The sequence below is a fragment of the Candidatus Schekmanbacteria bacterium RIFCSPLOWO2_02_FULL_38_14 genome (assembly GCA_001790855.1).
In the GTDB taxonomy this organism is placed as follows: domain Bacteria; phylum Schekmanbacteria; class GWA2-38-11; order GWA2-38-11; family GWA2-38-11; genus 2-02-FULL-38-14-A.
Window position 1 is genome coordinate 1 of record MGDH01000030.1, and the last position, 15,760, is coordinate 15,760.

Here is a 15,760-nt window from a genome sequence, read left to right on the forward strand (position 1 = left end):
TCCGCATATCCCTTCGTTGCCAATACCCGCGTCAACGCACTGGTCAATGTCGTCTTACCGTGGTCTATATGCCCTATCGTCCCTATGTTTACATGTGGCTTCTTGCGCTCAAACTTAGCCTTACTCATAATACCACCCTCCTAATTAAATTTCAAAAACTCCTTAACCCTGAAACTTCTAAACTATTATCAGGCTACTTTCTCTACCCCCTGAACCTTGGTAATAATCTCCTCAGCTATTCCCTTTGGCACCTCATCATAATAGTAGAATTGCATTGTATATGTAGCCCTTCCCTGTGTCATAGACCTTATAACAGTAGCATATCCAAACATTTCTGCAAGCGGTACTGTAGCCTTAATAATCTGCGTACCGGGTCTGACTTCCATCCCCTTAATATGGCCTCTTCTGGAATTAATGTCTCCAATTATGTCTCCAACATATTCTTCAGGAACAACAACCTCAACACTCATTATAGGCTCAATTAGTCTTGGCTGGGAATTCTTAACAGCAGACTTAAACGCCATTGAAGCTGCAATTTTGAATGCCATTTCAGATGAGTCAACCTCATGGAAAGAACCGTCAAAGACTGTTACTGTGATATCAACTATAGGATAACCTGCAAGTACCCCGTTTTCTGTCGCTTCCTTAACACCCTTTTCAACAGCAGATATATATTCTCTTGGTATAGCTCCGCCAACTATATCATTTACAAATTGAAATCCCTTCCCATGCTCAGAAGGTTCTACTTTAAGCCATACGTGACCGTATTGCCCTCTGCCTCCTGACTGTCTTATAAACTTTCCTTCTGCCTCAAAGGAATTTTTAATTGTCTCTTTGTAAGCAACCTGCGGCTTTCCAACATTTGCGGCAACCTTAAATTCCCTGAGCATCCTGTCTACAAGTATTTCAAGATGAAGTTCTCCCATCCCGGATATTATTGTCTGGCTTGTCTCTGTGTCGAATGACACTTTAAATGACGGGTCTTCCTGTGCCAGCTTGGATAAAGCAGTTCCAAGCTTCTCCTCATCTGCCTTTGTTTTTGGTTCTATTGCAACTGAAATAACCGGCTCAGGAAATGTCATCGCTTCAAGAATTATAGGGTATTCATTTGTACAGAGTGTATCTCCGGTAAAAGTGCTTTTAAGCCCTACAGCAGCCGCAATATCTCCTGCATTAACTTCCTTTATCTCTTCCCTTTTGTTTGCATGCATTTTAAGCAACCGCCCGATTCTTTCCTTTACTCCCTTGGTCGAATTATAAATATAGGACCCTGAGTTAAGAACTCCTGAATAAACCCTGAAGAATGTCAGCTGACCAACAAAGGGGTCTGCCATTATTTTAAAGGCTAAGGCTGTAAAGGGTTTATTATCATCAGCCAGAATTAAAACTTTTTCTTTTTTATTGGAGTCAATGCCTTCTGTTGGAGGGATATCTATTGGTGATGGAAGAAAATCCACCACTGCATCCAAAAGCAACTGCACCCCTTTATTTTTGAATGCCGTACCGCAAATCACTGGTGTTATCTTGTTTTTTACAGTGCCTTCTCTTATTGTCTTTAACAGAACTTCCTCTTTAACATTCTCTCCGGATAAAAAACTATGCATAATTTCTTCATTTACATCGCATAAACTTTCTATCATTTTTTCTCTGTATTCCTTTGCACTATTTAACTCCTGCTCCGGAATTTCTCTTATAGTATACTTTGATCCCAGCGTATCTTCATCATAGCAGATTGCTTTCATTTTTATTAAATCAATAACTCCGTAGAAGTCTCCCTCCTTGCCCAGCGGAAGCTGAATCAATACCGGATTGGCGCCAAGTCTGGTCTTCATCATATTAATGCAGCGGAAAAGGTCTGCTCCAACTCTGTCCATCTTATTGACAAAGGCAATTCTCGGAACCTTGTATTTATCTGCCTGTCTCCACACAGTCTCTGACTGAGGCTCTACCCCGCCTACTGCGCAAAAAACTGCAACAGCCCCGTCAAGAACCCTCAGAGATCTCTCAACCTCAATTGTAAAATCCACATGGCCTGGTGTATCTATTATGTTAACCCTTAAGTCGCGCCAGAAGCATGTTGTCGCAGCAGAAGTAATGGTAATGCCTCTTTCCTGCTCCTGCTCCATCCAGTCCATTGTAGCTGTTCCGTCATGAACCTCGCCCATTTTATGGGATATGCCGGTATAATACAGTATCCTCTCAGTAGTGGTGGTTTTGCCAGCATCTATGTGTGCCATAATTCCAATATTTCTAGTCATATTAAGGGGTATAATTCTTGGCATTCCGGAAATCCTCTCATCACCATTTATAGTGGGCAAAGGCTTTGTTTGCTTCAGCCATCTTGTGGGTATCTATCTTCTTCTTAACAGCAGACCCTGTGTTGTTAGCTGCATCAATCAGTTCATCAGCAAGCTTATGCTGCATATCACCACCTTTTCTCTTCTTGGCAAAACCAATTATCCATCTTATAGCAAGAGATACCCTGCGGTCTGAAGGAACCTCTATAGGTATCTGGTATGTTGAACCACCGACTCTTCTTGATTTTACTTCAAGAGAGGGCCTAACATTTTCTATTGCCTTCTGAAACAGGTTTATGGGTTCTTTTAATTTGGTTTTCTCTTCCATTATATCAATTGCATCATAGAAAACCTTTTCAGCCAGTCTTTTCTTTCCATTTTTCATGATTCCGTTAATGAACCTCTGTATAAGCACAGAGTTGTATTTTAAGTCTGATGAAATTACTCTCTTTTTAAAAAGCTTTTTTCTTGGCATAATTTATTTTAATGTTACTTGGCTCTTTTAGCACCATACTTGGACCTGCTCTTCTTCCTGTCAGCAACCCCGACAGAATCAAGAGACCCACGTACAATGTGATAACGCACACCCGGTAAGTCCTTTACTCTTCCACCCCTTATCAATACTATGGAATGCTCCTGAAGATTGTGACCAATACCCGGAATATAGGATGTAATCTCAAACCCGTTTGTAAGCCTTACTCTTGCAACCTTTCTTAAAGCTGAGTTTGGTTTTTTCGGGGTCGTTGTATAAACCCTGACACACACACCTCTCTTTTGAGGAGAACGGTTTAACGCAGAAGAGGATGACTTCTCCTTGAGTGCCTTGCGTCCATTTCTAACTAATTGATTTATTGTTGGCATAAAAAATTAAACTAACCATTACCTTTCCAAGCATTGAAAAGGTCGGTCTTATTACCAACATGAAGTTTATTTGTCAAGAGGAAAATTTAAAAACCAAAAACTCTTTCTATTCTCTTTCGCTAAGATTGAGTTTCAGATTCTTATATTTTTTAAGTCCTGTTCCTGCAGGTATAAGCCTTCCCATAATTACATTCTCTTTCAGACCCTTCAGGTTATCTATTTTTCCGTTTATACTTGCTTCAGTCAGGATTCTCGTTGTTTCCTGGAATGATGCAGCTGCCATGAAACTTTCTGTTGTCAGAGATGCCTTGGTTATCCCAAGAAGTATTGGTTCCCAGTCAGCAGGCTTCTTTTTGCTCTTTGTCATCTTTGCATTTTCATCTATCACTTCAAACCTGTCAACGGGCTGCCCTATGATAAAGTCTGTATCTCCGGAATCCTTTATCTTCACTTTCTTCAGCATCTGTCTCACGATTATTTCTATGTGTTTATCATTTATGTTGACTCCCTGAAGCTTGTAAACTTCCTGAACTCCAGCGACCATATACTTCTGAAGCTCTTTTGGACCCAGGACTTTCAGGATATCGTGCGGGTTGGGCGAGCCGTCCATCAGAGGTTCACCAGCTTTTACAAATTCATCCTCCTGAACACTTATGTGTTTTCCTTTAGGAATCAGATATTCCTTTGGCTCTCCCTTGTCGGGTGAGATAACAATCTTGCGCATTCCCTTTATGAAACCTTCAAACCTTACTCTTCCGTCAATCTCGCTTATTATAGCCTGATCCTTTGGTTTTCTTGACTCAAGAAGCTCTTCAACCCTTGGAAGACCTACAGTTATATCTTTTGTCTTGGTCGTTTCTCTCGGGATTTTTACTATAACCTCTCCTGCTGAGATTGCATCTCCCTCATTAACTTCAAGACGAGCTCCTGTCGGAAGAATATATCTTGCACAGGTTTTATTGTTGTCATCTTTTATTGAAATTCGCGGCTGTTTCTTTTCCTCCTTATGCTCTACTATAACCTTCTTTGAATGTCCTGTAACTTTATCAACCTCTTCCTGCATTGTTACATTTTCAATGATGTCCCCGAACTTGACCTTCCCTGTTTTCTCGCAGATTATTACTTTGCTGTGAGGATCCCATTCAAACAGGAGTTGCCCTGCCTTTACCTCCTCTTTATCCTTAACCTTCATCTTTGCGCCATATTCAACTTGGTAATTCCTGAAACGTTTTTTCCCCTCCTCAACAATCAGCAAACTCTTTCTGCTGATAACAACAAGTTCTCTGTCTTTGGTCTTCAGGGTCTTTAGATTTTCAAATCTGACCTTTCCAGGGTTTTTTGAATGGCGCATGGAAAGAGTCGCGCCGCCGCTTGCAGTACCACCAATGTGGAATGTTCTCATTGTAAGCTGTGTTCCCGGCTCACCTATTGACTGGGCAGCAATTATCCCAACCGTATCTCCTATCTCTATCATCTTGCCGTTTGCAAGGTTTCTGCCATAGCATTTCACGCATACACCGGTTCTTGATTCACATGTTAAAACTGAGCGGATCTTGACCTTGTCTATTCCCAGATCTTCTATTTTCTCAACTATTTCTTCATCTATCTCATCGTTTGCTTTTACGATCACCTCTTCTGTCACAGGGTCTAGTATGTCATCAAGTGCATTCCTTCCCAAAATTCTTTCACCGAGAGGTTCAATTATCTCTCCTCCCTCCATCAATGCATCCAGCTCAATCCCATCAAGCGTTCCGCAGTCTTCTTTAAAAATAATTAAATCCTGGGCAACATCAACAAGCCTTCTTGTCAGGTAACCTGAGTTTGCTGTTTTAAGTGCTGTATCAGCAAGTCCCTTTCTGGCTCCGTGAGTTGAAATAAAGTATTCAAGCACTGAGAGCCCTTCCTTGAAATTTGACTCAATCGGGGTTTCAATTATCTCTCCTGAAGGCTTTGCCATCAAGCCCCTCATTCCTGCCAGCTGCTGCACCTGCTGGGAAGAACCCCTGGCACCGGAATCAATCATCATATATATTGGGTTGTAGTAACTCCCTTTTGTACACTCCACATTCGTAACTCTCTCATCATCTGTCTTGAGTTCACTTAAGAGCTCTTCTGAAAGTTTCTCTGTAGCATGAGCCCAGGTATCTATTACCTTATTATACCGCTCCCCTGCAGTTATTGCTCCCTCCCTGTGCTGTTTATCGATTTTGATTATATCGTTTCTTGCACCTTCAAGAAGCAATGGTTTTTTCTTTGGAACCTTGAGATCATCTACGCATATTGAAATTCCGGCTTTAGTCGCATATTTGAATCCGAGTTCCTTTAATTTATCAAGAAATTCCACAGTCTTTCTCGGTCCCACAATCCTGTAGCAATAACCCACAATCTCTGAGATGTTCTTTTTCTTCATCTCCTTGTCAACAAGCTCAAACGGTATTTCTTTTGGAACAATATCATATAAAATTGTCCTTCCGGCTGTTGTCTTTACCCTGTGTCCGTTTATCCTCACTTCTATCCTGGAATGAATATCAAGCTCATTCATATCACATGCTATTATTACCTCTGAAACACTTGAAAAACATTTTCCCTCGCCTTTTACCCCAGCTAGAGGTTTTGTCAGGTAATAGAGCCCGAGAACTATATCCTGGCTCGGAACAGCCAGAGGTCTTCCGTCGGCAGGTGAAAGAATATTATTTATTGACATCATCAGCAGTCTTGCCTCAAGCTGGGCCTCGCTTGAAAGAGGCACGTGTACAGCCATCTGGTCACCGTCAAAATCCGCATTAAAAGCTGCGCAAACAAGGGGATGAACCCTTATGGCCTTCCCCTCAATTAGTATAGGGTCAAAAGCCTGTATTCCAAGTCTGTGAAGAGTTGGTGCGCGGTTCAGGAGCACTGGGTGGTCCTTTATGACCTCATCAAGAATATCCCATACCTCTGGTCTGAGTTTATCAACCATTTTTTTCGCGCCCTTGATGGTCGTCACAAACCCTTTTTTCTCAAGTTTGTGATAGATGAAAGGCTTGAAAAGCTCCAGAGCCATCATTTTAGGAATACCGCACTGATTAAGCTTCAGAGTTGGGCCAACAACAATAACTGACCTTCCTGAGTAATCCACCCTTTTACCCAAAAGGTTCTGCCTGAACCTTCCCTGTTTTCCCTTAAGCATATCACTGAGAGATTTCAATGGTCTCTGATTTGCTCCCTTCAAAGCCCTTCCGCGCCTTCCGTTGTCAAACAGTGCATCAACTGATTCCTGAAGCATTCTCTTTTCATTTCTGATAATAACATCAGGAGCTTCAAGCTCTCTCAGTCTTTTTAGCCTGTTATTCCTGTTAATAACCCTTCTGTAGAGGTCATTTAAATCTGATGTGGCAAACCTTCCCCCTTCAAGAGGAACAAGAGGTCTCAGCTCAGGAGGGATAACAGGTATAACACCCAAAATCATCCATTCAGGCTTATTAGCTGAACGCCTGAAAGCCTCAACTATGCGCAATCTCTTTGTTAAATTCTTTTTGCTCTGAACTGATTTTGATTTATTGATTTCCTTGCGAAGCGATTCTGAAAGGCTGTCAAGGTTAAGACTTTTTAGAAGGTACCTCAATGCCTCTGCTCCGATTCCTGCCTGGAATCCCTGTGGCGCTGAGTTGTACTGATTCCTGTATTCATCTGTTGTGAGATTGTGAGCTTTAAGATGCTCTTCAATTTTGTTGGCAGCCCCTTCCCATGCTGCGCCGCATATCTGGCATATCTCCTTGCCATCTTCTATACACCATTTTCCCTCTATGACTTTTGCATACTGGTCTTCTGTTAAAAGGTCGTTGTCCCTGTAAGGGTTATCAACTCCGTTTTTATTTTTTGGTTCTCCTTCTTCAATTACAACAAAGGCTTCAAAATAGAGAACCCTTTCAAGCACCTTTAGTGACATATTAAGCAGAGCACCGACTCTGCTGGGAAGCCCTTTTAAAAACCATACATGCGCAACCGGTGAAGCAAGCTCAATATGGCCCATCCTCTCACGTCTTACCTTTGACTGAATTACCTCAACACCGCATTTCTCGCAAGTTATACCTCTGTGCTTCATTCTCTTGTATTTACCGCAGTTACACTCCCAGTCCTTGATAGGACCAAAAATTTTAGCACAGAACAAACCATCCCTTTCAGGCTTAAATGTGCGGTAGTTTATTGTCTCAGGTTTGGTGACTTCCCCATACGACCACGATCTTATTCTTTCAGGCGAAGCCAGGGATATTTTTATTGCGTTAAATTTTATTGGGTCTTTTGCTTCGTTAAAATGAGAAATAAAATCATCCAAGATTTTTTCTCCTTATAATTTTAAATTTGCAATATTATCATAGGGACTCAAATTTTTGAGCCTCTACAGTCTAATCTCTCTGAACGAGTTCAACATCCAAAGCCAAGCTCTGCAGTTCCTTTAGCAGAACATTAAAGGATTCCGGGAGTCCAGGCTCAGGAGGATTCTCTCCTTTTACAATTGACTCATACATCGCTGTTCTTCCAGAGAGGTCATCAGATTTGACTGTAAGCATTTCCTGAAGGGTATAGGCAGCACCATAAGCCTCAAGTGCCCATACCTCCATTTCTCCAAGTCTCTGCCCTCCAAACTGAGATTTTCCTCCAAGGGGCTGCTGGGTAACAAGCGAATAGGGACCAATTGACCTTGCGTGGAGTTTATCATCAACAAGATGATGAAGTTTGCTTATATAAATATATCCCACTGTTACTTCCTGGTCAAAAGACTCACCTGTCTTGCCATCGAAAAGAACAATCTTCCCTGATTTTGGAAGGTTTGCTTCTTCCAAAAGTTTCTTTATATCATCTATTGATGCCCCGTCAAAAACGGGTGTTGACATGTATATCCCGTTTTTCAGCTCTTTCACCATATCCTTCAAATCTCCGGAACTCAATGAATCTATATGCTTTGATATTTTTGGATTGTTGTAAATATCCTTAATTTTGGCTCTGAGAGACGGATAATCTCTTACAAGGGCTTCTTTGACTCCGAGTGAGTTTGCCTGTGCTATGATATCTTTATTTACAACCTCACCCTTCTTACACAATACCAAGTCTGTTTTCCCTGCCTTGAGGTCTTCATCAAGTTCCCATCCTATGCACTCTTCAATATCTTTTTTAACTGAAGATATGCTTGTCCTGTCAATAAGTTCTTTAACCTTTTTCCCAAGCTCCATTGCTGCCCATCCAAGATGGGTTTCCAGAATCTGCCCGACATTCATTCTTGAAGGAACTCCCAGGGGATTTAGTATCATCTCTATTGGTGTGCCGTCAGGAAGAAAAGGCATATCCTCTTCCGGAACTATCTTTGATACAACACCCTTGTTGCCATGGCGTCCTGCAATCTTGTCTCCGACAGCAAGCTTTCTTTCTGTTGCAACATAAACCTTTACAAGCTTTATAACTCCCGGCGCCAGTTCATCTCCTTTTTGAAGCCTTGCAATTCTCTTACCCCTTATTGTCTCAAGTATGTGAATCTGGTCTTCTGCTTTATCAATAAGATTTTCAATTCTGTCCTGAAGCTCTGAATCCTTTATCTGGATTTTTCCGTATTCTTCAGGAGAAATGGCTTTTAACTTTGCAGCTGTTATCTTTGTGTTTTTAGGAAGAATAGATTTTCCTGTTTCATGGTGATAGTATTTCTCTTTTGTTACTGCATTGAGAAGTATACGGTATATTTTTTTATTTCTTTCCTCCATTATAATTCTTATTTCATCATCAAAATTCTTTTCTGCCTTTCCAATCTCCTCATCCTCAATGGTTTTGCTCCTCTCGTCTTTATCCACACCCTTTCTCGAAAAAACCTTTACATCTATAACAACACCCTCTGCGCCCGGAGGCATTTTAAGGGAGGTATCGCGAACATCTCTTGCCTTTTCCCCGAATATTGCCCTTAAGAGTTTCTCCTCAGGAGAAAGCTGGGACTCACCTTTTGGAGTTATTTTTCCCACCATTATATCTCCTGCCTTTATCTTTGCTCCAATATACACTATGCCGCTTTCATCCAGATTCTTTAAAGCCCCTTCTCCAATATTTGGTATATCTCTCGTAATCTCTTCCGGACCGAATTTTGTATCTCTTGCCTCCACATCATACCTTTCAATATGGAGTGATGTATAACTGTCATTCTTAACCAGTTTCTCGCTTACTACTATTGAATCCTCAAAGTTATAACCTTCCCATGGCATAAATGCCACAAGCACATTGCGGCCGAGGGCTAAATCGCCCTTATCAGTAGAGGGACCATCTGCAATGACCTGCCCCTTCACTATATTCTCACCCTTTTTTACAAGCGGCCTCTGGTTTATGCAGGTATTCTGGTTTGAACGCTGAAACTTTTTAAGGGTGTAAATATCTACATTTGTGCTTTCGCCAGCACCATCATCATTCTCTCCCCCAGCCATTATAACAATTCTTGCGGCGCTAACATTTTCTACTATTCCGCTTCTTCTTGCCACAACAACACATCCGCACTCTCGCGCCACAATTGATTCCATTCCTGTTCCTACAAGCGGAGCCTGCGGGCAGAGAAGCGGAACACTCTGGCGCTGCATGTTGGAACCCATCAGGGCGCGGTTTGCATCATCATGCTCCAAGAACGGAATAAGCGCAGTAGCAACGCTGACAAGCTGTTTTGGGGAAACGTCTATATAGTCAACTCTCTCAGGAGGAAGTATTACAAAATCGCCCCCTCTTCTTGCAGAAATTCTGTCAGACATAAGTTTCCCGCTTTTATCAACAGGTGCATTTGCCTGTGCAATATTAAACTTATCCTCCTTGTTTGCGGAAAGGAATTCAACCGCGCTGCTGACACGCCCGTTTACAACCCTGCGATAAGGGGTCTCAATAAAACCAAACTCGTTTACTCTCGCATAAGTACTGAGAGAAGCTATCAATCCGATGTTTGGTCCTTCTGGAGTTTCTATTGGACAGATTCTCCCGTAATGGCTTGGCTGCACATCCCTGACTTCAAACCCAGCCCTTTCACGCGTAAGGCCTCCGGGTCCAAGCGCCGACAACCTTCTTTTGTGCGTGAGTTCAGAGAGAGGATTTGTCTGATCCATAAACTGGGATAGCTGGCTTGACCCGAAAAATTCTTTTATTACTGCAGTAACAGGCTTTGAATTTATCAAATCAGTTGGCATTAAGGTTTCTGAATCCTGGATGTTCATTCTCATTCTTTCCTTAATTGCCCTCTCCAGCCTGACAAGCCCTATTCTGAACTGATTTTCCAGAAGCTCACCCACTGTTCTAACCCGCCTGTTTCCAAGATGGTCAATGTCATCAATCTCTCCAATTCCGTTTTTCAGCTTAATCAGACATCCTATGGTCTGGATTATATCCTCCTTGGTAAGAACTTTTAAATCCAGAGAATGTTCGAGAGCTAATTTTTCATTTAATTTTAATCTTCCAACCCTCGAAAGATCATATCGTTTTGGATCAAAAAGCAGGGCATTGAACAGGCTTGAAGCCGTTTCCTTTGTAGGAGGATCTCCCGGCCTGATTCTTCTGTAAATTTCCTCAAGTGCATTCTGTTGCGAGTTACACTTATCTATTTCAAGCGTCTTGCTTATGCAGAGGTCAAAATACTCCTCATCTCCGGCAAGAATGTCAACTTTTGTAATATTGGTCTGGAGTATTTTATCAATAAACTCATCAGTCAGTCTCTCACCGCACTCCCCAAGCACCTCTCCGGTTTTTGAATCTACCACATCAGATGCCAGAATCATTTCAGAAAGCTCATCCATGTTTACAGGAATATTCTCCACTCCGCTTGCCTTAAGGGACTGGAAAGCCTTTAGGGTAATTTTGCGGTTTTCCTTTAAAATCAGTTCCCCTGTTTTCGGGTCTTTCAAATCTACAGGAGCCTTTTGCCCTATGACTGTTTTCTGAAGTATTTTTGACAGAGTTTTTTCCTTATGGTTTAACTTGATTTTATCTGTTTTGTAGAACTGTCTGAGGATATCCTCTGTGCTGAAACCAAGTGCTTTCAGGAATACTGTTATTGGAATCTTTCTTCTTTTATCTATTTTCACATAGAGTATGTCTTTATAATCAAATTCAAAATCAAGCCACGAACCCCTGTATGGAATGACACGGCATGAATAGAGGAGTTTTCCGCTTGAGTGTCCCTTGCCTCGGTCATGGGTAAAAAATACTCCTGGTGACCTGTGCATTTGACTTACAATCACTCTCTCAGTACCGTTTATTATAAATGTTCCGTTACAGCCTACGCTTATTTTTTCATTTTCATCATCTATGACCTCTGTCATGAGAGGGAACTCTCCGAGATATACTTCCTGCTCCTTTATCTCCCTTATATTCTTCTCACCCTCCTCAGTATCTTCCCACATTATTAACTGAACCTTTACTTTCAGGGGAACTGCAAATGTCTTTCCCCTTTCCAGACATTCAGATACACTGTATTTAAGCTTTAAGCTGACCCGTGAATTGCACTCCTGACATCTCTTGTAGAAAACCCTTCCGCTGCATTCAGGGCATTTTGTACCTGAGAGTTCAGAAATCTTGGAATGACTGCACTTAGAGCAGACAATTGTATATCTCTCCTGCATACCTTTAAGTTTTCCGCATTTGCATTCCCACTGACCGAGCTCATAGCTTATAAACTCAAGAGAAATCTTTTCTGTATAGTCCTTTATTGGGAATATTTCTCTGAATACTGCCTGAAGTCCCACCTCTTCTCTGTTTTCTGGCAGCATATCCATCTGAAGGAAATCTTCAAAGGACCTTTGCTGAACCTCAATGAGTGAAGGAATTCCCATAACAATTGGGATTTTCCCAAAATCCTTCCTCAAAATACGATCATTAAACTCCAATTCTTCCATATCCTCTCCTAAAAAATAAGAGTAAAAAGTGCTATTTCAGCTCTATTGTGGCTCCAACAGCTTCAAGCTTTTTCTTCATCTCTTCTGCTTCTGCCTTTGCAATACCTTCTTTTACTGTTTTAGGAGCTCCGTCAACCAGGTCCTTGGCGTCCTTAAGGCCAAGCCCTGTAATTGCTCTCACCTCTTTTATTACCTGGATCTTGTTGCTTCCGGCACTTGTTAAGACCACTGTAAACTCTGTTTTCTCCTCCTTAGCCTCTGCAGGCTGGGCTGCAGACATCTGCATTCCAATCGGCATTGCCGAAGCAGCTGTTACCCCAAATTTTTCCTCAAGCTCTTTAACAAATTTTGAAAGCTCAAGAACTGTCATATTTTCTATAAACTTAACTACTTCTTCCTTTGTTGTTGCCGTTTCTTCCATTTTTATCTCCTTTTTGAAAAATTATCCTTATTTCTTTTTATCACTGATTGCTGAAATCACGTTTATAAAACCTCTTAAAACTCCGCCAAGCACATTGACCATACCGCTGGCTGGAGCATTAAACGAAGCCATCATCCTTGCAAGTAAAACTTCCCTGGGTGGAGTATTTGCGAGCTCTTTTATCTCAGAAATGCCAAGAGAACTCCCCTCAAAAACCCCCGCCTTGAGTTGAAGCTTTGGATTTACTTTGGAAAAATCCAGTAAAATCTTTGCAGATGCCACAGGGTCTGAAAAGCATAATGTTACAGCAGTTGGTCCTGAGAAATGTTCCTTAATCTGGCTGAAATCTGTCCCATCTGAAGCCATATCAGCCAGTGTGTTCTTTACAACTCTGAGCTCTGCTCCTGCCTTTCTGAGCTTTCTTCTGAGCTCAGTCACCTCCTTAACAGTAAGCCCTCGATAATCACTCAAAATACCTGCGCTTGCTGAATTAAAACGATCTTTCAGGTATTGAATTTTTTCTTTTTTAAGTTCTCTTTTCACTTTGCTACCTCCAGTCTCGTCACTTAACTATATTCATAACTTGCCCAGTATCTATTTTAACCCCGACTCCCATTGTAGAAGATACTGTTATCTTTTTTATATATTTCCCCTTGCTTGAAGCAGGCTTAAGCCTGATTACAGCGTTTATAAAAGCCCTGAAATTTTCCACCAGTTTAGCCACATCAAATGAGGCTTTCCCCACCGAACAGTGAACAATTCCTGCCTTTTCAACCTTAAATTCAATTTTGCCTGATTTTATTTCCTTTACAGTCCTTCCTATATCAAAGCTTATTGTTCCTGTTTTTGGATTTGGCATCAATCCTCTCGGACCAAGAATCTTGCCGAGTTTTCCTACAGAACTCATCATATCAGGAGTTGCCACAACCCTGTCAAAATCAAGCCATCCATCCTGAATTTTTTTAATGATATCCTCTCCGCCAATAAAATCAGCGCCTGCCTCTTTTGCCTCCCTCTCTTTCTCACCCTTTGCAATTGCTAAAACCCTGACCTTTTTCCCAATACCATTTGGAAGCACAACCGTCCCTCTTATCATCTGGTCTGCATGCTTCGGGTCAACTCCGAGATTTACTGCTATATCAATTGACTCATCAAACTTAGCCTTTGCAGAAGCCCTTGCCAACTCAAAAGCCTTTTCAATGTCATAAATCTTTTCCCTGTCTACTGTTTCCAGGATACTTTTGTATCTTTTACCCGCTCTTGCCATATTCAGCTTTTCCTCCTTAACTCAAATTTTGCTGTATTTATTCCTGAACCTGAATCCCCATGCTTCTGGCTGTACCTTCTACAGTCCTTATAGCTGCCTCAATATTAGTTGTATTAAGGTCAGGCAACTTCAGCTTGGCTATCTCTGCTATCTGAGCTTTTGTTACTTTTCCAACCTTTTGCTTAAGCTGATCTGAAGCACCCTTTGCTACGCCTGCAGCCTTTTTCAGAAGAATTGAAGCAGGTGGTGTTTTAACAATAAATGTAAAAGAACGGTCACTGAATACGGTTATCTCAACCGGCGTTATTATCCCTGGCTCCAAGGCTTGAGTTTTTGCATTGAAGGTTTTGCAAAACTCCATAATGTTCACCCCGTGCTGACCAAGTGCAGGTCCAACAGGAGGCGAAGGATTTGCCTGACCTGCAGGAATCTGTAATTTAATCTGAGTCAATACCTTTTTTTTAGCCATACATATCTCCTCAAGTTATTTTTTCCACCTGTAAAAACTCAAACTCAACAGGAGTTGATCTTCCAAAGATTGATACCATTACTTTTATCTTCTCCTTCTCCATATTTGCCTCTTCTACAACTCCTGAAAAACTTTCAAAAGGACCATCAACTACCCTGACTGCCTCACCTTTAGTAAATCTGTCTTTAAGCTTGGATTTGCTCGTTCCTGTAACAGACTGGTTTAAGATTTTATCTATCTCATCATTCCTTAACGGACTCGGGTTTTTTGAGCCTCCAAGAAACCCGGTAACCTTTGGTATGTTTTTAATGATATGCCATGTTTCATCATCCATCTCCATCTCTACAAGCACATATCCGGGAAAGAATTTTCTTGAAGTAGTAACTCTAACCCCTTTTCTTAAATTGGTCACATTTTCAGAAGGGACCAGCACTCTTGAAACCTTATCCAGAAGAGTCTGTTTCTTTATAAGCTCCTCAATAGCTAATTTGACCTTATTTTCATAACCTGAATAGGCATGTACCACATACCATTTTTTTGCCATTTTCTGTTACCTTTAAAAAATCAGTTTTTATAATTTACTTCACCGGATTTTCCGTAGCTGCTGCATTTACAGGTTCTTTTGCTTCAGAACCGTAATCCTTCTTAATACTGTGTCATTTGAACCAAATGAATCCTTTACATTCAGTTTAACTGTATAAACACCATGTTTTGAAAACTTATGCGTGGCACTTTTTATCTTTGCATATCCGCTGCTTGGATAATCCCATATACCATCATTATCAAAATCCCACCTCACCATAAGCAGCGAAACATCGTCTTCTTTATCATAGGAATTGGTTGCATTAAATGTAAAAGTTGTATTTATATCCCCTGAGGCAGGAGTTATTTCAAATGATGCTTTTGGAGCGGAATTAAGAATCCTTTTGACACTATTTGAAAGCACAATATCTACAATGCCAAGATAAAAAGCAACTACCAGTACAACAATAATCACAACTTTGGTAGAATCAGTTGTCTCTGGCCTGGTGGGCCAGCTTACTTTTTTTAATTCAACCTTTACTTCCTTGAAAAATTCCTTTAACTTTTTCCACATATCCAACCTACTTTAACCTGAAAGCCTTAATAAATATCCTGCAGGCTTCCATATATGTTTTTTTATTCAAACTGTCTAACAATCTTCACAGGCCAGGAGGGATTTGAACCCCCAACACCCGGATTTGGAGTCCGGTGCTCTATCCGTTAGAGCTACTGGCCTACTATAACCTGCTTCTTTACAAGAAAAGCAGACAGTAAACTCCAAATCTTAAGCTCCTGCAAACTATTTTGTCTCCTTGTGCAAGGTATGTTTTCTGCAAGAACTGCAGTACTTAGAAAATCCCAGCCTGTCAGGCGTGGTCCTCTTGTTCTTGGTAGTAGTATAATTCCTTTCTTTACATACCTCACATGCCATAGTAATTATTATTCTCTCAGCCATTAATTTTCCTTCTTAAGCAATTATTTCGCTTATTACTCCCGCGCCCACTGTTCTTCCTCCCTCTCTTATTGCAAACCTCAGTTCCTTCT

At 41.2% G+C, this 15,760-nt stretch carries 12 protein-coding genes and 1 tRNA gene; all 13 read right to left on the reverse strand.

What is annotated here, in order from left to right; all coding sequences use genetic code 11:
* Positions 1 to 188: 188 nt before the first annotated feature.
* The gene (locus tag A3H37_00325; protein ID OGL48998.1) at positions 189 to 2,282 is read right to left on the reverse strand and encodes a translation elongation factor G; all 2,094 of its coding nucleotides are present in this window, start codon (positions 2,280 to 2,282) and stop codon (positions 189 to 191) included.
* Between the two features lie 16 nt (positions 2,283 to 2,298).
* Positions 2,299 to 2,772, reverse strand: coding sequence for a 30S ribosomal protein S7 (locus tag A3H37_00330; protein ID OGL48987.1), 474 nt, complete (start codon positions 2,770 to 2,772; stop codon positions 2,299 to 2,301).
* Positions 2,773 to 2,786: 14 nt separating this feature from the next.
* Positions 2,787 to 3,158: a 30S ribosomal protein S12 gene (locus A3H37_00335; GenBank protein OGL48988.1), complete on the reverse strand. Its 372-nt coding sequence runs from the start codon at positions 3,156 to 3,158 to the stop codon at positions 2,787 to 2,789.
* Positions 3,159 to 3,264: 106 nt separating this feature from the next.
* Positions 3,265 to 7,473 carry a DNA-directed RNA polymerase subunit beta' gene (locus tag A3H37_00340; protein OGL48989.1) on the reverse strand — a complete coding sequence of 1,403 codons (4,209 nt, stop codon included), beginning with the start codon at positions 7,471 to 7,473 and terminating at the stop codon, positions 3,265 to 3,267.
* 70 nt (positions 7,474 to 7,543) lie between these two features.
* A complete protein-coding gene (locus A3H37_00345) occupies positions 7,544 to 12,037 on the reverse strand; it encodes a DNA-directed RNA polymerase subunit beta (protein ID OGL48990.1) in 4,494 nt (1,497 codons plus the stop codon).
* A gap of 31 nt (positions 12,038 to 12,068) precedes the next feature.
* Positions 12,069 to 12,458, reverse strand: a complete 390-nt coding sequence (locus tag A3H37_00350; protein OGL48991.1) for a 50S ribosomal protein L7/L12 — start codon at positions 12,456 to 12,458, stop codon at positions 12,069 to 12,071.
* 27 nt (positions 12,459 to 12,485) lie between these two features.
* A complete protein-coding gene (locus A3H37_00355) occupies positions 12,486 to 13,001 on the reverse strand; it encodes a 50S ribosomal protein L10 (protein ID OGL48992.1) in 516 nt (171 codons plus the stop codon).
* Between the two features lie 19 nt (positions 13,002 to 13,020).
* Positions 13,021 to 13,725, reverse strand: a complete 705-nt coding sequence (locus A3H37_00360) for a 50S ribosomal protein L1 (protein ID OGL48993.1) — start codon at positions 13,723 to 13,725, stop codon at positions 13,021 to 13,023.
* A gap of 37 nt (positions 13,726 to 13,762) precedes the next feature.
* Positions 13,763 to 14,194, reverse strand: coding sequence for a 50S ribosomal protein L11 (locus A3H37_00365; GenBank protein OGL48994.1), 432 nt, complete (start codon positions 14,192 to 14,194; stop codon positions 13,763 to 13,765).
* Positions 14,195 to 14,204: 10 nt separating this feature from the next.
* Positions 14,205 to 14,738 carry a transcription termination/antitermination factor NusG gene (locus tag A3H37_00370; protein OGL48995.1) on the reverse strand — a complete coding sequence of 178 codons (534 nt, stop codon included), beginning with the start codon at positions 14,736 to 14,738 and terminating at the stop codon, positions 14,205 to 14,207.
* Between the two features lie 66 nt (positions 14,739 to 14,804).
* Entirely contained in the window at positions 14,805 to 15,290 is a 486-nt protein-coding gene (locus tag A3H37_00375; GenBank protein ID OGL48996.1) for a preprotein translocase subunit SecE, read from the reverse strand.
* Positions 15,291 to 15,378: 88 nt separating this feature from the next.
* Positions 15,379 to 15,452: transfer RNA gene (locus tag A3H37_00380), tRNA-Trp, on the reverse strand.
* Between the two features lie 63 nt (positions 15,453 to 15,515).
* Positions 15,516 to 15,671, reverse strand: a complete 156-nt coding sequence (locus A3H37_00385) for a 50S ribosomal protein L33 (GenBank protein ID OGL48997.1) — start codon at positions 15,669 to 15,671, stop codon at positions 15,516 to 15,518.
* Positions 15,672 to 15,760: the final 89 nt, after the last annotated feature.

Bases quoted from the DNA above. Each gene is read 5' to 3' on its own strand.
- A3H37_00360 (OGL48993.1), bottom strand. From the start codon at position 13,725: ATGGCAAGAGCGGGTAAAAGATACAAAAGTATCCTGGAAACAGTAGAC.
- A3H37_00385 (OGL48997.1), bottom strand. From the start codon at position 15,671: ATGGCTGAGAGAATAATAATTACTATGGCATGTGAGGTATGTAAAGAA.
- A3H37_00370 (OGL48995.1), bottom strand. From the start codon at position 14,738: ATGGCAAAAAAATGGTATGTGGTACATGCCTATTCAGGTTATGAAAAT.
- A3H37_00350 (OGL48991.1), bottom strand. From the start codon at position 12,458: ATGGAAGAAACGGCAACAACAAAGGAAGAAGTAGTTAAGTTTATAGAA.
- A3H37_00335 (OGL48988.1), bottom strand. From the start codon at position 3,158: ATGCCAACAATAAATCAATTAGTTAGAAATGGACGCAAGGCACTCAAG.
- A3H37_00365 (OGL48994.1), bottom strand. From the start codon at position 14,194: ATGGCTAAAAAAAAGGTATTGACTCAGATTAAATTACAGATTCCTGCA.
- A3H37_00375 (OGL48996.1), bottom strand. From the start codon at position 15,290: ATGTGGAAAAAGTTAAAGGAATTTTTCAAGGAAGTAAAGGTTGAATTA.
- A3H37_00330 (OGL48987.1), bottom strand. From the start codon at position 2,772: ATGCCAAGAAAAAAGCTTTTTAAAAAGAGAGTAATTTCATCAGACTTA.
- A3H37_00325 (OGL48998.1), bottom strand. From the start codon at position 2,282: ATGCCAAGAATTATACCCCTTAATATGACTAGAAATATTGGAATTATG.
- A3H37_00345 (OGL48990.1), bottom strand. From the start codon at position 12,037: ATGGAAGAATTGGAGTTTAATGATCGTATTTTGAGGAAGGATTTTGGG.